The sequence below is a fragment of the Streptococcus cameli genome (assembly GCF_053207365.1).
On the sequence record NZ_JBRUIM010000001.1, the window covers coordinates 704,787 to 728,579 of the forward strand.

The window sequence follows — 23,793 nt, forward strand, 5'->3', positions numbered from 1 at the left end:
ATGAAATTTGATCAAACAGTCAATCGAAAAGGGACTTATTGCACTCAGTGGGATTTTGTTCAGGATAGATTTGGTGTAGAGGGATTGCTACCTTTCACCATTTCAGATACTGATTTTTCAGTACCAGAGTCGGTTTTAAAAGCGATCAAAAAAAGAAGTGAACATCCTATTTTTGGGTATACTCGATGGCAACATCAAGATTTTTACGATGCTGTAAATGGTTGGTATCAAAAAAGATTTCATTTGAACTTGCCCAAAGATAGCTTGGTTTATAGTCCATCTGTCATATTTAGCATTGCCTTGCTGATCGAAATACTGTCTGAAGAAGGCGATGGTATCTTGTACCATACACCAGCCTATGATGCTTTTTATGGTATGATTGGACAGTCTAAACGAGTGGGAATTGAGAGTCAACTCTTATATCACGAAAATCAGTATACAATTGATTGGGAAGATATGGAAGAAAAGCTTCGTTTACCAGAAGTCAAATTGTTTCTCCTATGCTCACCACATAATCCTACTGGCAGAGTATGGACAGAATGGGAATTACAAAAAATAATCACTTTATGTCAGAAATACGATGTTTTTATGATTTCAGATGAAATCCATATGGATATTGTCCGAAAAGGTTTTAGGCACATTCCACTTTTGCAATTCATTGAAAAAAATTTGGCTATCGTAACTTCTGGCTCCAAGACATTTAATTTCCCAGGCTTAATTTTTTCTTATTGTATCATTCCAGATAAACACCTAAGAGAGAAATTTCTGACTGGTTTGAAACAAAAATATGGTTTATCATCCGTCAGTACTTTGGGATTAGAAGCCACCATGGCAGCCTATAATGAATCATCACATTGGGTTGATGAATTAACAGATTATATTGACAAAAATAGAGAATACGTCACTAAGAGACTCCAAAATGAATTGTCTGGTGCAAGTGTCGTTGAATCAGAAGCCACTTATCTAATGTGGATAGATTTTTCAAATTTTCCGTTATCGATGGAAGACATTCAAGAAAGGTTAATTCAAGTCGGGAAGCTAGCCATCATGTCTGGAAAAGTTTATGGTGGAAATGGTGATAGTTTTCTTCGACTCAATATCGGTTGTCCGAGAAGTAAATTGATTGAGGGAATGGATAGAATGATACTGGCTTTGCAAACAAGCACGTGAAATACGAATGGTTCTTGTTACATCTCTTTTTACAAAAAATCATGATTTTGATGATAAAACATATCTCTGTTCAAAGGGATATGTTTTTTTGTTCGGAGTCGAATAAGGAAATTAAGCTACTAACACTTTCTGACTGTTGGAATAGGAGAAAAATAGCTGTAAAAAACAAAGATGTTGTCTCTCACGCTCAAATAGTTAAAAAATATTCATTTTGTGTTACAATAGGTGTTAGCAATAGTTAGGTATCCCTAACTGATTCGATGTATGAAAAGGAGACCGTATGTCAAAAGTACAACGTTTAATCGAAACCTTTGTTCCAGAAAACTACAAGCTTTTCTTGGACATTGACCGTCCGTCCAAGACCTTTAAGGGTCAAGTGACCATCACAGGGGAAGCTGTTAAAGAGCAGGTGTCCCTTCACCAGCACGAGTTGGAGATTCTCTCTGTCAAGGCTGGCGATAAATCACTTGACTTCACTATGGATGATGAGCATGAAGCAATGCATATCGCTCTTGGTGTGACAGGTGATGTGGTTTTGACCCTCGACTTTGCAGGGAAGATCACTGACAATATGACTGGGATTTACCCGTCTTATTACACCGTTGACGGGGTCAAAAAAGAAGTTATCGCGACCCAATTTGAGAGTCATTTTGCCCGCGAAGCCTTCCCGTGTGTGGATGAGCCAGAAGCCAAGGCAACCTTTGACTTCTCTGTTAAATTCGACCAGAGTGAAAACGAAATTGCCCTCTCCAACATGCCAGAAATCAAGAGCGACGAGCGTAAGGAGACAGGTGTCTGGACTTTCGACACGACTCCTCGCATGTCGTCTTACCTCTTGGCCTTCGGTCTTGGTGACCTTCAGTCTAAACTGGCCAAAACCAAAGGCGGCACAGAAGTGGGAATCTTTGCGACCAAGGCACACCCAGCATCTTCGCTTGACTTTGCCCTTGACATTGCGGTCCGTGTGATTGATTTCTACGAGGATTACTTCCAAGTGAAGTACCCGATTCCGCTCTCTTATCAGTTGGCTCTTCCTGACTTTTCGTCAGGGGCTATGGAAAACTGGGGCTTGATTACTTACCGTGAAATCTACCTCTTGGTGGATGAAAACTCAAGTGTCTCTAGCCGTCAGCAGGTAGCCCTTGTCATTGCCCATGAATTGGCTCACCAGTGGTTCGGTAATCTTGTGACCATGCAATGGTGGGATGACCTCTGGCTCAATGAAAGCTTCGCTAATATGATGGAGTATGTGGCCATTGATGCCATCGAGCCAAGCTGGAACATCATGGAGGACTTCCAGACCACAGGTTGCCCACACGCGCTCAAACGCGATGCGACCGATGGTGTGCAGTCAGTCCATGTCGAAGTCAACCATCCTGACGAGATCAATACTCTCTTTGACCCAGCTATTGTTTACGCTAAAGGTAGCCGTCTCATGCACATGCTTCGCCGTTGGTTAGGCGATGACGCCTTTGCTGCTGGTCTCAAGATCTACTTTGAAAAACACCAGTATGGCAACACCGTTGGTCGTGACCTCTGGGATGCGCTTAGCCAAACCTCTGGCAAAGATGTGGCCAGCTTTATGGATTCGTGGTTGGAGCAACCGGGTTACCCAGTGGTTCGGGCTAAAGTGGCAGACAACGCCTTGAACCTTAGCCAAGAGCAGTTCTTTATCGGGGAACATGAAGCCAAAGGCCGTATTTGGGAAGTACCGCTCAACAGCAACTGGTCTGGTCTTCCAGATACCTTGTCAACAGCTGATTCTACTGTTGAAGACTTCAAGGTGCTTGCGAAAACCAATACAGGAGCCTTCCGCCTCAACACGGAAAACACCGCTCACTACATCACCGACTACCGTGGGGAATTGTTGGAGAATCTCTTAGCAGAATTGCCAACATTAGACCCAACAACGGTTCACCAAGTCTTGCAAGAACGTCGCTTGTTGGCAGAAGCCGGCCATATTTCAACCGCTGATCTGGTTAGCTTGATTGCTGGTTTGACGGCTGAGAAATCTTACATGGTGGCTGCAGGGATTAGTTACATCAGTGCTAGTTTAAACCGCTTTGTGGACGAAGGCAGTGCCATCGAGAAGGCTTACAAAGACTTCTTGATGAAGATTTTTGCGGCTGACTATGCCCGTCTTGGCTTTGAAAAAGTAGCAGGAGAGCCTGATGAAGATGAAATGATCCGTCAAATCGTCCTCGGCGAATTGCTCTATGCGGATCAAGAAGATGCTGTTGCCAAAGCGTCAGCCCTTTACGAAGCACACAAAGACAATCTTGCCAGTCTTCCAGCCAGCCTTCGCTCTCTGGTCCTTGTCAATCAGATGAAAAATGCCGAGACCGATGCTTTGGTGGATCAATACTTGGAGGCTTATGTGGCAACCAACGATAACAACTTCCGCCGCGACTTGGCCTCTGCCTTGGCCCGCACCAACAGTAAGAAGACAGTCAACCGCATCCTTGAAAGCTTCAAGGACAAGGACATCATCAAGCCTCAGGACTTGTCGATGTGGTATGCCTTCTTCCTGCGCCGTCCATTTACCCAAGAGCTTGTCTGGGCTTGGGCGCGTGAGAACTGGGATTGGGTCAAATCTGCGCTCGGTGGGGACATGAGCTTTGACAAGTTTGTTATCTACCCAGCCAACAGCTTCAAGACAGCTGAACGTTTGGCCGAGTTCAAGGCCTTCTTTGAACCACAACTCAGCGACATGGCCATCAGCCGAAACATCTCTATGGGTATTAAGGAAATCGCAGCTCGCGTCGCCTTGATTGAAACCGAAAAAGATGCTGTGCACCAAGCCATTCAAGCACAAAACTAATAAGGAAAAAACCAAGTCAGAATCTGGCTTGGTTTTAGTATGTCTTATTTCTTGATAATCATGTCGATCACTTGTTCCAGGTTAGCTTCAAAGTCCTCTGGTTTTTGGTCGGGGTCTTCAAAGATTTGGTGCATCTTGGTGCTGATGACCAGGCCAAGGGTGCGGTTGATACTGGAGCGGACAGCTGTCAGTTGGGTTACGATGTCGATGCATTCTTGCTCGTCTTCAATCATTTTTTGGATGCCTCTCAGCTGGCCTTCAGCCCGCTTGAGACGGTTGAGAATATTTTTTTGATCTGTTTGCATAGGAACCTCACTTTAGGACCATTATACGCCCTAGGGGTATTTTTGTCAATTAGGAAAGTCTTTTCTTGACGAAGAGGTGACTATTTGGTATCCTTTTATATACCCATAGGGGTATATAAAGTTATCCAAAATATAAATAGAGAAAGGAAAGTGTTGATGATCTGTTTGTTTCAACGTCTTTGTCAAAATAAGCTAAAAAGCATAGATATCAATGACTTAGATAGGGTTTTACAAGACCCCAAGTCAGTTGTTTTAGATGTTCGGACGAAAGAGGAATACCAGAGGGGGCATATCAAGGGAGTTCGCAATGTCCCACTGGATCAAATCGCTCAGTTTCAAGGCGTCAAAGACCAGGTCCACTATCTCCTGTGTCAGTCTGGTGTGAGGAGCAAGCGCGCGGCGCGTGTCCTTCAAAAGAAGGGCTGTCAAGTGGTTAATATCAAGGGTGGCATGTCTGCCTATACTGGAAAAGTAACAGGAGGAAAGTAAGATGAAGATTCTGATTGTTGGTGGTGTTGCTGGCGGTATGTCTGCTGCAACACGTTTACGTCGCCTTATGGAAGACGCTGAAATCATTGTTTTTGACAAGGGGCCATATGTCTCCTTTGCCAACTGTGGCTTGCCCTATCATGTTTCTGGGGAAATAGCAGAGCGGTCTAGCTTATTGGTACAGACACCAGAGCGTCTCAAGGCACGCTTTAACTTGGATGTTCGTCCAGAGTCAGAGGTTCTCTCCATCGACCCTGAAAACAAATCGATCGTGGTCCAAACCAAGACAGAAACCTATACCGAAAGCTATGACAAGTTAATCCTGTCACCGGGTGCTAAGCCCTTTCTTCCACCGATGACGGGACTTGATCAGGCTGAGAATGTCTTTACCCTGCGCAGCATTCCTGACTTGGACCAGATAATGGCTCAGTTAGAAGGAAAAACAGCAGGTGTGGCAACAGTGATTGGTGCAGGCTTTATCGGACTGGAAATGGCTGAAAACTTAGCTAAAAAAGGCCTTGAAGTCACCCTTATTGAAAAAGCTCCCCATGTTTTACCGCCTCTGGACCAAGAAATGGCCGCCTTTGTGGAAGCCGAACTGGTCAAACAGGGAATTAGGGTCATCACAGGTCAGTCAGCGCAAGCCTTTGAAGACCAAGGCAAAACCCTTGTCTTAGAAGACGGTCGCCACCTGCCATCTGATCTGACCATCTTGTCGGTCGGGGTGCAACCGGAAAACGGACTAGCTCAGTCAGCAGGTCTTGAGCTTGGCCTCCGCGGTGGGATCTTAGTTGACGAGCAGTATCAGACCAGTCAAGAGGATATCTATGCTGTTGGCGATGCGGTTGTGGTCAAACAGCTAATCACTGGTGAAGACGCCCTCATCGCCCTAGCCAGTCCTGCCAACCGCCAGGGCCGTCAAGTGGCTGATGTGATTGCTGGGCTTCCTGCTCAAAATAAGGGCAGTATCGGGACAGCTATTGTACGTGTCTTTGATATGGTGGCAGCCTCAACCGGGCTGAGTGAGCGTGTGGCCCGTCAGGCTTTTGATAAAGTCGCCGTTGTCCATACCAGCGGCAATGACCATGCGGGGTATTACCCAGGAGCGACCAGCATTACCCTCAAGTTGATTTTCAACCCTGAAACAGGAGCGATTTATGGGGCTCAAGCGGTCGGTCAAAAAGGGGTTGATAAGCGGATTGACATCTTGGCAACGGCCATAAAGGCTGGCCTCGCGATTGAGGATTTGCCAGAGTTGGAATTCACCTATGCACCACCATTTGGCTCTGCCAAAGACCCTGTCAACATGATTGGCTATGCAGCCATGAACCTGGCTCAGGGCTTGAGTCACAACGTTCAGTGGTACAACCTCTCCGATGAACTCGCTAAGGGCAAGGTGCTCCTGGATGTCCGCAATCCTGGTGAACTCGCTGCAGGACGCTTCCCGAATGCCATCGCCATTCCTTTAGATGACTTGCGAGATCGCCTCGGAGAGCTCGATAAGAGCCAATCCTATATCGTGAGCTGCCATAGTGGCCTACGCTCCTATGTGGCAGAACGTATTCTCAAGCAAGCAGGCTTTGAGGTTGCTAACTTAGACGGGGCCTATGCCCTCTACCAAATGGTCAAACCGGAGGACCTGATTTATGATTAAAAGCCAACACCTAGCAGACTTAGTGGCTGCCATTGACAGCCAATCCCTTTCGCTTATTGATGTTCGTGAAGTAGATGAATACCAAGCAGGCCATGTGCCTGGTGCTAAAAATCTCCCTTTGAGCGAACTAGCAGAGCGTTTCACCGAGTTAGACAAGAACAGGCCTTACCACCTGATTTGCCATTCAGGGGGACGCTCCGCCAGAGCTTGCCAATTTTTAGCTGGTCAAAACTATGATGTGACCAATGTCGAAGGGGGAACCATCGCTTGGACAGGCGATTTGGAACAGTAACTGAGTGAAAAGAAAACCGTTAGCCTATGGGGCTGACGGTTTTTTGTATGGACAATCTTTCCAAACCGTAGCAAAGCTAAGAAAAGAATCTTAAAAAGTGGTATAGTAAACCTAATAAAAGTTGAGTGCTGTTTCAAATCAGTATTCTAGTGTGAATGGTTCTAACAAAGTGTTCAAAAGAAAGAGAGAAAGCAAGATGAAACTGTCAGTCTTAAACTTAGCCCCGTTAAGGGAAGGTCAAGGCTTCAAAGAAGCCATGGATGATTTGGTGGTTTTGGCCAAAAAGGTCGAAGGGATGGGCTATGAGCGGTATTGGATTGCAGAGCACCATAATTCCAAAACCATCGCCAGCAGTGCTACTCAACTCTTGATCCAACGGACTTTAGCCAATACGGAAAGTATTCGAGTAGGCTCTGGTGGGGTCATGCTCCCCAACCACACGCCTTACATCGTGGCGGAGCAGTATGGGACGCTAGAGACCCTCTATCCTAAGCGGGTTGATTTGGGCCTTGGTCGTGCACCGGGAACAGACCAACAGACGGCGCGTGCCATCAGACGGACCGACAACCTCAACCCCCATTTTGAAGAAGATATTCAAGAGTTGCAAGGCTATTTTGAAGCCACCCTGCCTGTCCATGCCTACCCGGCAGCTGGTCTGGATGTGCCACTCTATATCTTGGGGTCTAGCACAGATAGTGCTCACCTGGCTGCCAAGCTTGGCTTGCCCTATGTCTTTGCGGCCCATTTTGCCCCACGGATGCTGATTGAAGCGATAGCCATTTACCGTAGGGAATTCAAACCTTCTGAAACTTTGGCTGAGCCTTATGTCATTCTTTGCGCCAATGTTATTATGGCCGATACAGACGAGGAAGCCCAACGCTTAGCGACCACGCAGACCATGAGTTTTGCAGGGATTGTCACCAACAGGGCCCAGAAATTACAACCACCGAAAGAGTCAGATGATGCCGTCTGGGAAGCCATTTTGCCTTCAGGAGAAGTGCCACACTTTGGACCAGTGACCTTTAAGGCCCAACTCTCTCACACCCGCATCAAACAAGCTGTCAGTCAAATGACCGCCTGCACCTTTGTCGGGGACAAGGCGTCAGTGGCTGCCCAAATCAGGGCCATGCAAAAACAAATTGACTTTGACGAACTCATGGCCCACAGCAACATCTTTGACCAAGAGGCCCAAGCTCACTCTTACCAACTCTTGGCAGACGTCGTGGATCAAGAATTTGCAGACGAATAAAACTACTACTGAAACGTAATCATTTCGCCCACTTTTGTGGGCTTTTTTTACTGCTTAACTACGGAAAAACACCTAAAAAAGTGTCTAAATATGGTATAATAAAAGATAACGAAAAAAGTAGAAAAGACCAGAAAATCAGTCTCTCTGCAGTTAATAAAACAGTTGAAAAGCTAGATTTTCTAAAGATATGAAATAAGGAAGCATCGCATATGCAGTATACCGGTGAATTAGCCATCGAGCAGCAGCTCATTGACCAGCTGACAACAGGAACCAGCCAGTGGACTTACCGCAAGGATTTGAAGACCGAAGACTCCCTTTGGGACAATTTCTTTGCCAAGCTAGAGCAGAATAACGTGGCCATTTTAAATGGCACACTTTTAACCGAGCAAGAAAAGGCGCAGGTCAAAAACCAGCTCAACTTTGTCAATTACTATGAAGCGGCCAAATGGCTGGCAGGGGAAAATGGCATTGCCAAAGTCCAAGTCCAAAGAGAGGACGCGACCCTAGGCACCATCCGCTTATCCGTCATCTGGCGGGACAATGTCGCTGGTGGTAAATCCAGCTATGAAGTGGTCCATCAGGTCAAGCGCCCCAAGGCTAATCCGACAGATCAGGACAGACGGCTGGATGTGACGCTCTTGATCAATGGCCTGCCCATGATTCAGATTGAGCTAAAAAGTACCAATAATCCTTTCATGGATGCCTTTCGCCAGATTCAAAAATACGACCGGGAAGGCAAGTTCCGCGGGATTTATTCGAGCCTGCAAATGTTTGTGGTCTCTAACTTGACAGATACCCGCTATATCGCTGCCGCCAAGGAAAACAAGCTCAATGAGACCTTCCTCACCAAGTGGGTTAATACCAGCAATCAGCCGGTGCCAGGTCTCTTTGCCTTTGCCAAAGAGGTCCTCTCTATCCCTCGCGCCCATCAGATGGTCATGCAGTACTCGGTCATCGATGATGACAAGAAGGCCTTGATTTTATTACGGCCGTATCAGGTCCATGCCATCGAAGCCGTCCAAGAAGCCAGCAAGTCCCAGCAGTCTGGTTATGTCTGGCACACGACGGGCTCTGGTAAGACCCTGACCTCCTATAAGGTCGCGCGCAACCTCCTACAAATCCCGTCCATCACCAAGACCATATTTGTCGTGGACCGCAGTGACTTGGACCAGCAGACGACCTCTAGCTTTACCTCCTACGCAGCCAATGATGTCATTGACATCGATGAGACGGATAACACCCATCACTTGGTCAAACGCCTAGTGGCTGATGACAAGCGCGTGGTGGTCACGACCATCCAAAAGTTGGCCACCATGATCCGGAAGATGGAGGAAGGCAAGTACGCCAAAGAGGCGGCGAAACTCAAGCAACTCAAGGTTGCCTTTGTCGTTGACGAATGCCACCGGGCCGTCACGCCACAATCCCAACAAAAGCTCTCTAGCTTCTTTATCCACTCCCTCTGGTATGGCTTTACAGGGACACCTATCTTTGCGGAAAACAAACGCCAACAACTCGGCAATTTGGCCCAAACAACCGAAGAACAATACGGCAAACGCCTGCATGAATACACGGTCAAGGAAGCCATCCATGACAAGGCGGTCCTCGGTTTCAAAGTTGACTATAAAAATACTCTGATGCTATCAAAAGACGTCCCTGAAGAGGATATCCCGGACAGCGCCTATGAAGATGAGGAGCACATGCTGGAAGTCCTAGATGTCATCCTTAACCAGTCGCGTGGGAAACTTGGTTTTCAAAACGGCGTTGGAAAAACCTACAATGCTATCTTGACCGTAAAGTCTATCGCCATTGCTCAAAAATACTATGACCTCTTAAAGCGGGTCAAACGAGGCGAGACCCGCATCAAGATTTTCGAGCGGACCAAGCAAACCTTACCTGACTTTCCAAAGTTCACCATAACCTACTCCGTGACGGAAAACGAGGAAGACTCTACGCTTAATCAGGACAAGATGAAAGAGGCTTTGATCGACTATAACCAGGAATTTGACACGCACTACACGTTAGCTGACCTGCGAGGCTTTAACACCGATGTTAACAACCGCTTAGCCCGTAAAAAAGACAAGTACCTCTTCCGTGAGGAACAGCTAGACCTGGTCATCGTGGTCAACCGCCTGCTGACAGGGTTTGACGCCCCTTGTCTATCGACCCTCTTCATCGACCGCAATCCTATGCGGCCTCATGATTTGATCCAGGCCTTTAGCCGGACCAACCGTATCTTTGATCAGGCTAAAAAATTCGGTCAAATTGTGACCTTCCAAGCGCCAAATGCCTTCAAAGAAGCTGTGGATAAAGCCCTGCGTCTATACTCTAATGGCGGGGAAAACAGTGTCCTAGCCCCAGAATGGGCAGAAGAAAAGGCCAATTTCGATGAGAAACTGGCCAACCTCCAAAGCCAAGTCGCTATGGATGGTGATATGGGACTGGACATCGACAGCGCCAGTGACGAATTACTGAAAAAATTTGCCAAATCCTACCAAGAATTTGACCGCTATTTTGCCTCTATCAAGGTCTACTCTGAGTACAACCAGGAGCAAGTCTTTGCTGAAACAGGCCTGACAGAAGACCTGCTTGAGACCTATATGGGCACCTACCAAAATGTTCTAGAAGAAATCAAACGCCGACGAGATGGCGGAGATAAGACAGATGAGGACCCGCTGGATATCTACTATGAGCTCGAGTCCGTCCATATGGATGAGATCAACTACGAGTACATCATCTCCCTCATCCAAGCCTTTATCCCGCAGGACGATGATGCCCAAAAAGAGTTGACCGCAAAAGACATCGCAGCCGTGGATGCCTATATTGCTGACCTCGGTAAGACCAACCCAGGCCTCGCCCAAGTCATCGCCGACCTCTGGCTCCAAATCCAGATGGACCCCGAAAGCTACCGAGGCCAATCCATGGCCAATATCCTGGACCAGATGATCGAAGCCGTCATCCAAAAAGAAGTCAAACAACTGGCCAAGAAATGGTATATCGGCTATGACGAACTCATGTACATGGTCAAAAACTACCGCAAAGGCGAAGGCAAGCAACTCGGTGAAAGCGAACTCAGCCAAAGCCAACGCTACCAAGATTATAAAACCGAAGTCGCCGAAGCCCTCAACCCCCTCAAATACAAAATCGAACTCAAAAAAGCCTACACCCAACTCATCGAGGATGTGATCGAACCCTTGAGAGTGAGGAGGTAGAAACAAGATACAAAGAACCGGTTCGCTAAAGCGAAAATTCCTGACCGAAAAATAGGGAATTGGCGCTGTTTGCTTGCAAACAAGCCAAGTCATCTTTTTTCCGAAGGAATTAGGTTCGTGTTCAGTTGTTGAAGATACAAAGGCCGTTAAACGACTCAAAGGAAAATAGGAAAGTTAATGAAGATACAGAGCCGTTAAGCGATGCCAAGCAAAATAGAAACCATGACGAAGACGACTTGCGTCTAGGAAATGGTTATCTTTTTGCACAGCATCGTAGGCGAGTTCAGTTAGGATATCTTAATTTCAGGGTTTTAAGCCGTGTTCAATTCAGAAGATACAAAGTGTATCCTGAATCTAGCAAATAATTCTCTTAATAATTTTTGTGTTGAGTTTGTTGCATAAAACTGTTAGAATAATATTAATAACAAAGCGACTAGAGCGCTTGAAATGAGTGGTGCCCTCGGGTGTCACTCTTTTTTATTTTTAAAAAAAGAAATCGGGTATTCAAAATCAAAAAACTATATATTGTGTTTTTTTATATTTAAAAATTAATTTGCCACAAGATATTGTTTTTTTAGAAACAATATAGTATCATAGAAAATGTAGAAAAAGACGATAGCGACAACTATCGTCTAATGGGGTATATGATTACAAGAAGAGCATGACAAGGCGCAATTCTGATTAATCAACTATAGTTTATCATTATTTCAAAAAAATGTAAACCTCGCTCTTTTGTGAATCTTTACTCTCTTTTTCTACAAAATTAATAGAAAAGAGGAAAATATTATTCATATATCTGAATTTTTAAATAGAAAAGAAATTCAAAAAGAGTTGGATTTCTTAGATGTTGACGTTGAAACGGATGTGAAGCTTTTTGTGGATCCATTGCTTTTACCTGCTAACTTGGAGAAAATTGTATTTGACTTTATACAGACTGTTTATGATAAATATAGCAGTGGTCAGAAAAATGAGGCTTTGGGCTTATTTGTTTATTCAAAAGAGTGCAACGCTACGCATATTGGCTATTCTTCTGGTAAATCAAGAGGTACAGGTGTCTCAAAGGAAATGCTTGACCAGTTCTTTACTTATGTCATGAAAGCTACAGATCGGTTAAAAGAAAAGTTGTTAACACCGGTTTCTCTCCCTTTGTTCATCAAGAAATTCTCGAAGGATAGGATGTCGGATCTACTGATCAGTATTTTAAAAAAAGAATTAATACTTTTTTCGTTAGATCAGGCTAAGATACACAACTTGCCATTTAGTTCTCGAAAAGCCAAGTTTGAATTTTGGAATATCGAGAAACATCAATGGGATGTTTTCGAGAGTTACTATGTTTTAGATTATGTGGGAAAAGAGCTTATCTTACTTCCCAAAACTATTGTTAACCGTAGGTTTGAGGTAACTCCTGCAAAATATATTTCCGTGATTTTTTCACATCTCCAAACTAAGGAAGCTTATCAAGATCCTGACGGTTCTCCATTTACAAAAAAGAAATTACGGCAGCTTGAGATATCTGATTCTTATAAGTTTAATAAGGAAAAAGAGTATATCTTGGATACAACAGGAGCTCTGCCGGAACTTTTTGAGGAATTTTATGAGCAATCTCTCCGGTTCCGAAGCTTTAAATCATTAACGGATGAACAATTGATAGAGCAACTTACAAAAGACTCCTAATCTAAAACTATGAATAGCGCCTAAGCCATCTTTTTGAAGATGGTTTTTTATTTATCCACAAATTATCAGAAATAATTGGTATAATGAAGGAGAGTCGATTTAAGAAAGTAGAAAAAGTATGGAAAATAAAAACACACCCAAACTCAGATTCAAAGATTTTGATAAAGATTGGGATAAAAAAAAAATAAAAGAAGTTTTTTATGTATCCTCGGGCTTTACTGGTGATTCATCTTTAAATGATGGTAAATATTATATTACTAGAATAGAGACGATCGCTGATGGCAAAGTAAATATTGATAAATTAGGTTTCTCCAATATCCTTCCTAATGAAAATTATAAATTAAATAGGGGAGACATCTTATATAGTAATATTAATTCGATATCTCATATTGGTAAAGTTGCTTTATTTAATGTTGATAAAATAATTTATCATGGTATCAACTTACTAAGGTTAGTTCATAAATCACAATTCAATGCCGAATTTCTCTTTTATCAATTAAATACTGATGAGAAACGTGCATGGGCTCGTTCACATGCTAACCAAGCAGTAAGTCAAGCAAGTATAAATCAAACCTCATTGGGGAAACAAGACCTTAGTGTAGCCTCCCTCCCTGAACAATCTGCCATCGGATCTCTCTTCCAAACGCTTGACGAGCTCTTATCTGCCTATAAGGATAATTTGGCCAACTATCAAGCCTTTAAGGCGACCATGTTGTCCAAGATGTTTCCAAAGGCAGGACAGACCACGCCTGAAATCCGCTTAGATGGGTTTGATGGCGAGTGGGAGGAAGTTGGAATATCAGAAAAAATTTATAGTTTAAAAAGTGGATTATCTCGTGAGTTGTCTACTAATGACATTGGATTACCAGTTGTGCGAGCAAATAATATTAATAATGGTCAATTAGATTTAAACAATGCAATAAAATATTGGTATAAAAATGACCCTAGTGGAGCGAAGACAGAAAATTATTTAATTCATAAAGACGATATATTGATAAATTTTATTAATAGTGAAGCTAAAATGGGAACTGCAGCATATGTTACAGAGGAGCCTAATCGGGACACTATTTATACGACAAACATTCTAAAAATGTCGTTAGTTAATGATGTTGATGCCTATTTTGTATTCCTTTTAACATTTAAATCAAATTATAAATATTTTATAAAATCTATTACAAAACCAGCTGTTAATCAGGCTAGTTTTACTACAGTGGATTTTAAAAAATATAGATTTTTAATTCCATCGTTGCAAGAGCAAAAAGCAATTGCTAGTTTCTTTAAAAATTTAGCCGAGCTTATCTCATCATGCCAAGAAAAAATCACTCAACTTGAAACTTTGAAGAAAAAGCTCTTACAGGATATGTTTGTTTAAATAGGTGAAAATAAAATATGAACCAAAATTTGATTAATACATTTATAACAACAGGTGTTCCAAGCGCTGTATCACTAATTGGTTTCTTTATTACAACACATTCTTTAAAAAAGAATTTTAGGAATGAACTTGAAAAGAATAGAGATACAGTTGCTTTAGAAAAAATGTCTACAATTCCGTATGAAGTGCTATCACTTTTCGATAATATGATGGATGCTGAATCTTTAAATAATAAACAGCAAAAGATGAAACAAGAAGATAACCTTAAGAATTTTAAAAAATTGATGAATACAATTTATTCTTACGGGTCTATAGATGCCATAAAAATAGCATCACTAATGCAAAAAGAAAATTATGAAGCAGCAAAACTTAAAGGTAATCGAGATAATTATCGAATGATGTCAGTATTGATTTTACTAGCCACACAGATAAAATACGATGTAACTTCAGTTGCAGTCAGTCCTAAGTACTGGTTTGAAATGAAGCTCAATGATTTTAGTGCTAACCAACGTAAATTTGCTGAAGCTAATAATAAATTGATAGATGAGCTGAATTTAAATAATAGTTTTAAGATCTAACTATAGTCTTCTATAATAAAAAGGATCACAGATTAGCTCAAAAATCTGCTCATTTTGTGAGTGTTAGCTTATTTTTAAGATTTAGCTAATTTCTAAACTAAATTTACTAGATATAGAAAGTACACACATGGAACAAACACAAACTTCCCAAGCGCTTTATCAGGCGTTGTGGAACTCAGCGGATGTGCTCCGCTCTAAGATGGATGCCAATGACTACAAGTCCTATCTCCTGGGCATGGTCTTTTACAAGTACTTGTCTGACAAGATGCTCTTTTTCGTGGCAAAGACCATGGAGGAGCCGACCGAGGACTTGCAGCAGGCCTTGGACCTTTACCGGGGCTATTACGAGGACGAGGAGACCCATGCGGACCTGGTCGCTGTGATCAAGGATGAGATGAGCTATGCCATAGCACCGGACTTGACCTTCACAGCCTTGGTCAATCGGGTCAATGAAGGAACTTTTCAGCTAGAGGATTTGGCACAGGGCTTCCGCAATATTGAGCAAGACGATGAGCTCTTTGAAAATCTCTTTGAGGACATTGATCTCTACTCTAAAAAGCTTGGAGCAACCCCGCAAAAGCAAAACCAAACCATCTCGGGTGTCATGAAAGAGTTGGCGGCGCTCGATGTCGCTGGACACGCTGGCGACATGTTGGGGGATGCCTATGAGTACCTAATTGGTCAGTTTGCGACCGACTCGGGCAAGAAGGCTGGGGAATTCTACACGCCACAACCTGTGGCCAAGCTCATGACCCAGATTGCTCTCCTTGGTCGCGAGGACAAGAAAGGCTTTACCCTTTACGATCCGACCATGGGGTCTGGCTCCCTCCTCTTAAACGCCAAGCGCTATAGCAAAGAGCCCAATACCATTTCCTACTTTGGACAGGAGCTCAACACCTCGACCTACAATCTGGCTCGCATGAACATGATTCTGCACGGGGTTCCGATTGAAAACCAGTACCTGCACAATGCCGATACCTTGGACGAAGACTGGCCAACCCAGGAGCCGACCAACTTTGACGGGGTGCTCATGAACCCACCGTATTCTGCCAAGTGGTCTGCAGACAGTGGGTTCTTGCAAGACGCTCGCTTCTCGGCATTTGGTGCCCTCGCTCCCAAGTCTAAGGCTGACTTTGCCTTTCTCCTGCACGGCTATTACCACCTTAAGCAAGATGGCGGGGTTATGGCCATCGTCCTACCCCATGGGGTGCTCTTCCGTGGCAATGCAGAAGGCAAGATCCGTCAGCACCTGCTAGAAGAAGGGGCCATTGACACCGTCATCGGTCTGCCTGCCAATATCTTCTTTAACACCAGTATTCCGACCACAGTCATTATTCTCAAAAAAGACCGGACCAACCGTGATGTCTTCTTCATTGATGCTTCGAAGGAATTTACCAAGGGTAAAAACCAAAACCTCATGGAAGACAAGCACATCGAGAAAATCCTTGAGGCCTACAAGTCTCGTCAGGATAGCGATAAGCTTGCCCATCTGGCTAGCTTTGAGGAGATTCAGGAGAATGACTTTAACCTTAATATCCCACGCTACGTTGATACCTTTGAAGAGGAAGAAGTAGCACCACTAGCTGAAATCGTGACCAATATCAACACGACCAACCAAGTGATTGAGGAGAAAACGGCCAGCCTGATTGACATGCTTGGCCAGCTCAAAGGCACGACGCCAGAAGCCAGCCAAGACCTTCAAGCCCTCTTGGAGCAATTTAAGGGGTAGAGAGGATTTGAAAGCATTGTTATGGACTCCCCTCCTTTAGACGCAATTCTAAAGGAGGGGTTGCTTTTGATTTTGGAATCATTTCAAAGAAATAGAGTAAATCTCTGGACAAATTTCTCGCTATCAGTTATACTTGTATCACAAGCAAGAACAAGTTAGAAAAGAGGATTCGTAAAATGGATACCAAATTTTCTGTGGCCCTACACATTTTGGCTATGATTTCAGAGAGTCAGAAAACCTTATCCTCTCAGGCTCTAGCGGAAAGTGTCGGCACCAATGCCAGCTATATCCGCAAGGTCATCGGGCTCTTAAAAGGAGCAGGACTGATTGCCTCCCATCAGGGCAAGGTTGGCTACCAGCTGACCAAGGCTATTTCAGAGATTAGCCTCTTGGAAGTTTACTATGCGACTCAAGAGGTAAGTCAGATCAAGCTTTTTCAGGTCCACCAGTCTCCCAATGAAGACTGCCCGGTCGGACGGCACATTGATAAAGCGCTGACGCCGGTCTTTTCGGACATCGAAGCTGCCTTGACTAAACAGTTAAAGGGGCATAGCCTGGCTGACGTCATCCAAAATCTCTATGACCAAGCTGGTCAAAGCAAACATTCTTAATCAAAAGAATGTTTTAAATCACTTTACCCATACTTGTATCAGATACAAGTATATCATAAACGTGTAAAAGGAAAAATCCATGAAAGCAGCACAACATACCACCTACAACAAAAAAGCCATCGCTCTTACCCTTACAGACAGTGACATTCCTGAGATTTCACCTAACCAGGTCTTGGTTAAGGTCAGCGCAGCGGGTGTCAACCCTCTGGACAATATGATTTCCAGTGGCGATGTCAAGATGATCGTCCCTTATGAGATGCCCCAAACTGCAGGTAATGAGCTTGTTGGTCAGGTCGAAGAAGTCGGCGTAGCCGTTCAAGGGTTTGAACAGGGAGACCGTGTGTTTGCCCGCTTGCCCTTGGATGCGATCGGCGCCTTTGCGGAGTATGTCGCTGTCGATAGTGCAGCCCTTGCCCATGTCCCTGCTTACCTGACAGATGTGGAAGCAGCAGCGGTTCCCTTGACGGGACTCACCATCATGCAGGCCCTTGATCTGATGGAGGCCAATGCTGGTCAAACCCTCTTCATCTCTGGGGGGACCGGAGGAGTTGGTGGGATGGCGATTCCCCTTGCTAAGGCCAAAGGCTTGCGCGTCATCACCAATGGCAATGGAAGTCATGAGGAGCGTGTCCTAGCCCTCGGTGCAGATCAGTTTATCGATTACCAGACAGAGGATTATAGCCAAGTGCTGAGCGAAGTGGACCTTGTCCTTGACACCCTGGGTGGCGAGGAAACAGAGAAACAGATGACTATCCTAAAAAAAGGAGGACATCTGGTCTCGCTCCGTGCCATGCCGAATGGTGCTTTTGCCAAACGAATGAAGCTGCCAAAATGGAAACAAATTCTTTTTGGACTGGCGGGTCGAAGCTTTGATAAGATGGCAAAAAATTACGGTGTCCGCTATGATTTCATCTTTGTGGAGAGCAATGGGGCCCAACTCCAAGAAGTCGCTGATATCTTAGAGAGTCTGAAACTCAAACCATCTATTGATAGTGTGTACCCATTTGAGGAGGTCAATGCTACTCTGGAAAAGGTTGCTAATGGGCGTTCCAGCGGAAAAACGGTTTTGACTGTTGGCAGATGAGTTCATGAATGATTACCTGCGAGACCTGAAGATTAAAGCCTTCTTCCAAAGACAACTTACCCTAAACACTCTTACAAAAGTGTAAGTGTTGGGCTGTTTCTTTTTATGGTACAATGAGGTTTAGAAAATACTGTTAAAGGATGAGTTTCCCGATGTTTATTCGATTTCGTAAATTTTTTGTATGGATGGTATCTGTTTTGTTTATATTAGGTGGCTGTTCTCTTGGGAAAAATGTCAGCAGTGAGTCGTCTAATGAATTCCCAGCTAAGATTGAACTGTCAAATCTAATGGACCAAGCTACGCAGGATAACCTAAGGGTTTTGTTAGGAAACAGTTTACCAGAAGAAAATATTCATCAATTTTTTGGTCAGGTTCTCCATTACAATGCTCTGGTGGGCGATGAATCAATGGTCCAAACCGGTTATGAAGCCTTAGAGGGTGGAAAAAAACTCTACAACTCTGGTGAGATTGCAGAAAAATGGATGGAAAAAGAGCCGTTTTTACCGGGTATGAATTGTCGCTTGACGACTTATACCCTCTTAAAGGACAAAATCACTTTTAAGCCAAGTCAAGATCCAGATACCAAATTGTTGTTTATGGACCAGGCTGCTTTTGACAGTGCAGAAAAACCACAACACACCTTTAGCCAGGAAGAAATCCAAGAATTTAACCTCCTCTTTAGTGCCGTCAAATCAGAAGTCGATCTCTCTCAAGAAGAATACATTCAACAAATCCAGTCTTACTATCAGTCTCAAGGCATTGCTTTTGACTTAGGAGATACCAGCATGGTAACCGTTTGGTTCTTAGATGACCTGGAAGAAGACTATGTTCGACTGTTTGTGGGGCATGTTGGTGTATTGGTTAAAGATGGTGAGGGCTATCAATTTATTGAGAAAATTTCCTTTGAAGAACCCTACCAAGTCTTGCGCTTTGAGACCAAAGAAGACCTCAATACTTACTTGATGCATTATTATGAAGAAGAAAATTCTGACGCTTTTAAACCCTTGATTTTTGAAAATGGCCAGCTATTGGAGACCTACAAATCAGTCCATTCGAACTCTACAAAATAGAAAACGCCTTTGGGCGTTTTTTTGATTTTATTTGCAATGCTTTTTTATAAACAAATGGAAAAGTATAGACAAAGCTCCCAACAGACAAAACCTTTTAAAAAAGGTATAATAGTAATAATGAAAACGGTATCGAAGGGATTCACTTCGTTTTCAATAAAGTTTAACAGGAAACAACGATGCAAAGAATAAAGGAGGCATACGATGGGATTAATTAAAGCAGCAACAGGTGCAGTGGGAAGTGTTCTGGCTGACCAATGGAAAGAGTTCTTTTCGTGCGACGCCATGGACAAAGAGGTCCTAGTTGCAAAAGGGAACAAACAAGTATCTGGACGTTCTTCTAATACTAAAGGAAGTGATAATGTCATCTCAGATGGATCTGGCATTATTGTAGCGGATGGCCAGTGTATGATGATTGTGGAGCAAGGGAAGGTCGTTGAAGTCTGTGCAGAACCAGGCCAATATACTTACGACAATTCTGTTTCTCCAAGTATTTTTACCGGAAACTTAGGCGAAGCCATTACCGAAACCTTTAAACAAATTGGCAAACGCTTCACCTATGGTGGCGATGCTGCGGCGGATCAACGGGTTTACTATTTTAATACCAAAGAGTTGATGGATAATAAATTCGGGACACCAAGCCCGATTCTGTTCCGTGTGGTAGACCGCAACATTCAATTGGATATTGATGTCGAATTGCGTTGTTCTGGTTTGTATTCATACCGTATCACGAACCCACTCTTGTTCTATACTAACGTCTGTGGAAATGTGTCAGATCGATTCTTGCGTGAAGAAATTGATGCACAACTCAAAACAGAGTTTATCAGTGCATTGCAGCCTGCCTTGGCAAAAATTTCTGCTTTAGAAATCCGTCCAAGTGCTCTTCCAGCACATGCAGAAGAGATTTCACAAGCCATGAACGAGGCCTTGACCAATAAATGGGCAGAAACTCGCGGGATTTCGGTTGTCTCTGTTGCCATGAACCCGATCAGCTTGACAGAAGAATATGAAAAACTGATTCGCCAAGCTCAAGGGAGTGCGATTTACCGTGACCCGTCAATGGCAGGTGCAGCCATGACAGCTGCAAGTGCGGATGCTATGCGGGCGGCTGCTGAAAATCCTAACGGCGCCTTTATGGGCTATATGGGCATGGGGATGGCTCAACAAGCTGGAGGGATAGATACCAAGGCCTTATATGAAATGGGGCAACAACAAGCTACCCAAGCATCTGCTCAAGGACAAGCAGCCCCAACAGCTCCTGCAAATAGGACAGTTGTGAATTTTTGTAGCAATTGTGGCTGGAAAGTGGACAATCCAGCCCAACCGCCTCGTTTTTGTCCACAATGTGGAAAAGCCTTTTAAGGCTGATGATTACTGGGAGGAGGTGGATAAATGGCAGAAATAATCGAATTTAAATGTCCCAATTGTGACGGCGCTATCCATTTTGATTCCCGTCTTCAAAAGATGAAATGCCCTTATTGTGATGCAGAGATCGAACTAGAAAGTTTAAGAGAGCTCGATGCAGCATTACAGGAATTGCCAGCCTCGGCTGAGTTGACAGAAGAGAGTCAAAAACTCGATTCAAACCGGTATCGGTCAGAAGTAGAAGATAATTTACAGGTCTATGTTTGTGAATCCTGTGCTGGAGAATTGATAACAGATTCTCAGACAGTGGCAACGAGCTGTCCCTATTGTGACAATCCAGTTGTGTTAAAAGAAAGGGTTAGTGGTCCTTTACGGCCAGAATCTCTCATTCCTTTTCAACTAAGCAAGGAAGAGGCTGTGGCACAATTGCATCAGCATGTAAAAGGGAAACGTTTACTACCAAAGGTTTTTAAAGATGAACAACACATTAATGAAATAAAAGGTTTGTACGTTCCTTTTTGGGTCTTTGATACTGATGCTTCAGTGGATGTTCGTTATCAAGGCAACAGCAAGCGAATGTGGTCAGACGGCCGTTACAATTATACAGAAGTTAATCACTTCTTGCTTCATCGTTCGGCAGAAATCCGCTTCTCATCGGTCCCTGTTGATGCCTCGAGCAAGATAGACAATGCCTTAATTGAATCCATTGAACCGTTTGATTTGACCCAAGCTATCGATTTTCAAACTGCTTATTTAGCTGGTTTTTTAGCGGATCGATATGACCAAGATTCAACGGCAGTGTTACCGATTGCAAATCAACGCATACAAGAAACCATCAAAAGAAAGATGTTGAAAACGGTGGAAGGGTTCAACGATATTCAAAAAGAAGCTGAAAGCATTCGCTTAGAAAATGCCAATGGCAAATACATTCTATTGCCAATTTGGTTACTCCATACCTCGTGGAAAAATCAATCGTACTTGTTTGCAATGAATGGTCAAACTGGGAAGTTTGTTGGTGATTTGCCACTTGATAAGCAACAATTTTGGAAATATTTTCTACTGGTTTTTTTAGTGGTTTTAGCTATTTCTCTGGGGATTTCTTGGTTGATATATGTGTTATGAGAGGAGAAAAAGAATGAAAAAAATACTGACACTTTTCACTAGTTTGCTCCTTTGTCTTACCCTAAGTCCCTCACTTTTTGCGGATTCAATTGGAAATATACGAAACATATCCTTACCACCAGGCGTTGAAAAAACAGTAGAAGATAGGATTTCAACATTAAATAGTCTCTATTCTTTTTCCGTTTATTTCATCGGTGTAGACGAGAAGGTTCCGTTGCAGGAGACGGCTAATCAACTCTATCAGGATTATATTGGTCAAGATAAGGGAATCATTTTTGTCAGCAATCCAGATGGCAGTGAAGTTGCAATTGGTTACCGAACTCAAGATTCCTCCTATTCGTTTAATCAATCGGCTTTAGATGAATTTTTATCCACTTATCAATCTGCTCAAACACTAGAGGAAAAAATCAACCAAACACTTAGTAAAATTGAAGAACAAGTGCCGATTACCCAAAAAACACCAACTGTTTTAAATAGCAACGGTTCTTTATTGGTTGATCAAGCAGATTTGCTTTCAGATACGGAAGAAAAGCAATTGCTTGAACAGCTGACTGAGGTGAGTAAGCGCCATAAAACAGATGTCGCTGTGGTCACGATTCGCAGCTTGAATGGTCAAGATGTAATGAATTATGCAGATGCAGTTTATGACCAAAATGGTTACGGTCAAGGGGCAACTAAAGATGGTATTTTACTGTTAATTAGTATGGAACATCGTGATTGGCACATTACGACTGCGGGTTCTGCCATTGACAACTTTACCGATGCTGGTTTAGAGTACATGGAAAATCATTTTTTAAGTGATATTAGCGATGGGCATTATGCGAATGGTTTTGCAGCATTTGCAGACCTAGCGGATCAATTTTTAACACAGGCAGCCACGGGTAAGCCTTATGATGTTGGAAATATGCCACGCAATCCTCTGATTTGGTTGATTTTAGCACCAATTTCGGTTGTATTGGCTTTATTTGCTGCATTCGGAGTTACTTCTGGAATGAAGAATCAATTGATTAGTGTTCATGGGAAAAATCATGCAGATGAATATGTTGCATCGGATGCTATGACCATGACACACTCTCAAAATATTTTTCGGTATAGACGATTCTATCGTCAAGCTATTCCTCGAACTGCAAGTAATTATAAAGGCGGTCGACGAGGAGGTTCGAGTCGCCATATCTCCTCATTGGGAATCTCCCATGGTGGTCATGGAGGAAAATTTTAAAGAAAAAAGCTTCCAGATTTACTGGAAGCTTTATTTTGTAAAGTATAATAAGGCTAGAAAGAGAAGGTGGATTCCCATCCGAATGAGGTGGTGTTTCAACTGTGGTTTTTGTCGAAGAGCTTGTGCATTTCGAAGAGCAACAGATGAATACCCAAATAAACCAGCGGCCACACCAGCCAGTGAATAGATGTTACCAGTGCGAGTGTAGGTGATGCTGAAAATGACAATCATAAAACTCCACACTAGTGTCCAAATCAAATTTTGTGTCGAAATGATATTGGTTTTGACACCCAAAAAAGCACTTAATAAGACAATAGCAACATATAGTCCAAGTAGGACAAGTGTAAGAATATACATGAGTCTCTCCAATTTCTGGTAAATTTAATATACTGTTATTGTAAACCAAAGGAGATTGAAAATCAAGTGCTTATTAAGATTCCACTTGTTTATTTTCGCATAGAACAAGGCGTATTTTGAATTAGCCAGACAATAAAAATTCTGATATAATGAGTGCATGATGATATTATTTCGATTTTTTAGTCATCTTCTATTTATCTATTTATCACATTTCTTGTTAAGAGGAGTGATTGATTGGGGACGTTTTGTAAAGGGAACAGCTGAGAATCAAAAGAAGATTTCTTTATTGCTTTTGTTTTTGGCGATTGCCCTTGGTTATTTGGTCTCCAATTTCTTTTTGGATATTATGTCCATCAGCCGACAATTTGCCTCTCTTTTTTTAGAGAAATAGTAACGTGAAATAGATAGAAAAGGAATGAAATATGG

Annotated in this window: 20 protein-coding genes; 18 read left to right on the plus strand and 2 right to left on the minus strand. The window is 43.2% G+C overall.

Annotation, left to right across the window (positions count from 1 at the left end; genetic code table 11):
- Complete coding sequence (locus tag ACVR1I_RS03565; RefSeq protein ID WP_447442670.1) at positions 1 to 1,170, plus strand: MalY/PatB family protein; 1,170 nt, start codon at positions 1 to 3, stop codon at positions 1,168 to 1,170.
- 280 nt (positions 1,171 to 1,450) lie between these two features.
- Positions 1,451 to 3,991, plus strand: a complete 2,541-nt coding sequence (locus tag ACVR1I_RS03570; protein ID WP_447442671.1) for a M1 family metallopeptidase — start codon at positions 1,451 to 1,453, stop codon at positions 3,989 to 3,991.
- 44 nt (positions 3,992 to 4,035) lie between these two features.
- Here ACVR1I_RS03570 and ACVR1I_RS03575 read toward each other — a convergent pair whose 3' ends face one another.
- On the minus strand, positions 4,036 to 4,296 hold the full coding sequence (locus ACVR1I_RS03575) for a metal-sensitive transcriptional regulator (RefSeq protein ID WP_104967803.1): 261 nt from the start codon (positions 4,294 to 4,296) through the stop codon (positions 4,036 to 4,038).
- Between the two features lie 156 nt (positions 4,297 to 4,452).
- On the opposite strand from ACVR1I_RS03575, the gene ACVR1I_RS03580 reads away from it, so the two are divergent.
- The 15 genes from ACVR1I_RS03580 to ACVR1I_RS03650 all read left to right on the plus strand — a co-directional run bounded on the left by ACVR1I_RS03580 (position 4,453) and on the right by ACVR1I_RS03650 (position 23,010).
- Positions 4,453 to 4,785, plus strand: a complete 333-nt coding sequence (locus tag ACVR1I_RS03580; protein WP_447442672.1) for a rhodanese-like domain-containing protein — start codon at positions 4,453 to 4,455, stop codon at positions 4,783 to 4,785.
- A gap of 1 nt (position 4,786) precedes the next feature.
- A complete protein-coding gene (locus ACVR1I_RS03585; RefSeq protein ID WP_447442673.1) occupies positions 4,787 to 6,439 on the plus strand; it encodes an FAD-dependent oxidoreductase in 1,653 nt (550 codons plus the stop codon).
- Positions 6,432 to 6,731, plus strand: a complete 300-nt coding sequence (locus ACVR1I_RS03590; RefSeq protein WP_447442674.1) for a rhodanese-like domain-containing protein — start codon at positions 6,432 to 6,434, stop codon at positions 6,729 to 6,731. Before ACVR1I_RS03585 ends, ACVR1I_RS03590 begins: the two co-directional genes overlap by 8 nt.
- Positions 6,732 to 6,927: 196 nt before the next feature.
- Complete coding sequence (locus ACVR1I_RS03595) at positions 6,928 to 7,980, plus strand: LLM class flavin-dependent oxidoreductase (protein WP_447442675.1); 1,053 nt, start codon at positions 6,928 to 6,930, stop codon at positions 7,978 to 7,980.
- A gap of 209 nt (positions 7,981 to 8,189) precedes the next feature.
- Positions 8,190 to 11,189, plus strand: coding sequence for a type I restriction endonuclease subunit R (locus tag ACVR1I_RS03600; protein WP_447442676.1), 3,000 nt, complete (start codon positions 8,190 to 8,192; stop codon positions 11,187 to 11,189).
- Between the two features lie 819 nt (positions 11,190 to 12,008).
- Positions 12,009 to 12,863 (plus strand): DUF8370 family protein, encoded by an 855-nt coding sequence (locus ACVR1I_RS03605; RefSeq protein ID WP_522732207.1) that lies wholly within the window; start codon positions 12,009 to 12,011, stop codon positions 12,861 to 12,863.
- Between the two features lie 118 nt (positions 12,864 to 12,981).
- Positions 12,982 to 14,235, plus strand: a complete 1,254-nt coding sequence (locus tag ACVR1I_RS03610; protein ID WP_447442678.1) for a restriction endonuclease subunit S — start codon at positions 12,982 to 12,984, stop codon at positions 14,233 to 14,235.
- Positions 14,236 to 14,252: 17 nt separating this feature from the next.
- On the plus strand, positions 14,253 to 14,813 hold the full coding sequence (locus ACVR1I_RS03615) for a hypothetical protein (RefSeq protein ID WP_447442679.1): 561 nt from the start codon (positions 14,253 to 14,255) through the stop codon (positions 14,811 to 14,813).
- Between the two features lie 127 nt (positions 14,814 to 14,940).
- Positions 14,941 to 16,542: a type I restriction-modification system subunit M gene (locus ACVR1I_RS03620; RefSeq protein WP_447442680.1), complete on the plus strand. Its 1,602-nt coding sequence runs from the start codon at positions 14,941 to 14,943 to the stop codon at positions 16,540 to 16,542.
- Between the two features lie 176 nt (positions 16,543 to 16,718).
- The gene (locus tag ACVR1I_RS03625) at positions 16,719 to 17,153 is read left to right on the plus strand and encodes an Rrf2 family transcriptional regulator (protein ID WP_447442681.1); all 435 of its coding nucleotides are present in this window, start codon (positions 16,719 to 16,721) and stop codon (positions 17,151 to 17,153) included.
- 79 nt (positions 17,154 to 17,232) lie between these two features.
- Positions 17,233 to 18,237: an NADP-dependent oxidoreductase gene (locus ACVR1I_RS03630; protein WP_447442682.1), complete on the plus strand. Its 1,005-nt coding sequence runs from the start codon at positions 17,233 to 17,235 to the stop codon at positions 18,235 to 18,237.
- 152 nt (positions 18,238 to 18,389) lie between these two features.
- Entirely contained in the window at positions 18,390 to 19,307 is a 918-nt protein-coding gene (locus tag ACVR1I_RS03635) for a DUF4300 family protein (protein ID WP_447442683.1), read from the plus strand.
- A gap of 201 nt (positions 19,308 to 19,508) precedes the next feature.
- Positions 19,509 to 20,666, plus strand: a complete 1,158-nt coding sequence (locus tag ACVR1I_RS03640; RefSeq protein ID WP_447442684.1) for an SPFH domain-containing protein — start codon at positions 19,509 to 19,511, stop codon at positions 20,664 to 20,666.
- Positions 20,667 to 20,696: 30 nt separating this feature from the next.
- Complete coding sequence (locus ACVR1I_RS03645; RefSeq protein ID WP_447442685.1) at positions 20,697 to 21,791, plus strand: TFIIB-type zinc ribbon-containing protein; 1,095 nt, start codon at positions 20,697 to 20,699, stop codon at positions 21,789 to 21,791.
- Between the two features lie 13 nt (positions 21,792 to 21,804).
- Positions 21,805 to 23,010 carry a TPM domain-containing protein gene (locus ACVR1I_RS03650; protein ID WP_447442686.1) on the plus strand — a complete coding sequence of 402 codons (1,206 nt, stop codon included), beginning with the start codon at positions 21,805 to 21,807 and terminating at the stop codon, positions 23,008 to 23,010.
- Between the two features lie 30 nt (positions 23,011 to 23,040).
- Here the strand turns inward: ACVR1I_RS03650 and ACVR1I_RS03655 are convergent, their stop codons facing one another.
- A complete protein-coding gene (locus tag ACVR1I_RS03655) occupies positions 23,041 to 23,367 on the minus strand; it encodes a hypothetical protein (protein ID WP_447442687.1) in 327 nt (108 codons plus the stop codon).
- 157 nt (positions 23,368 to 23,524) lie between these two features.
- On the opposite strand from ACVR1I_RS03655, the gene ACVR1I_RS03660 reads away from it, so the two are divergent.
- On the plus strand, positions 23,525 to 23,758 hold the full coding sequence (locus ACVR1I_RS03660) for a DUF1146 family protein (RefSeq protein WP_447442688.1): 234 nt from the start codon (positions 23,525 to 23,527) through the stop codon (positions 23,756 to 23,758).
- Positions 23,759 to 23,793 lie beyond the last annotated feature (35 nt).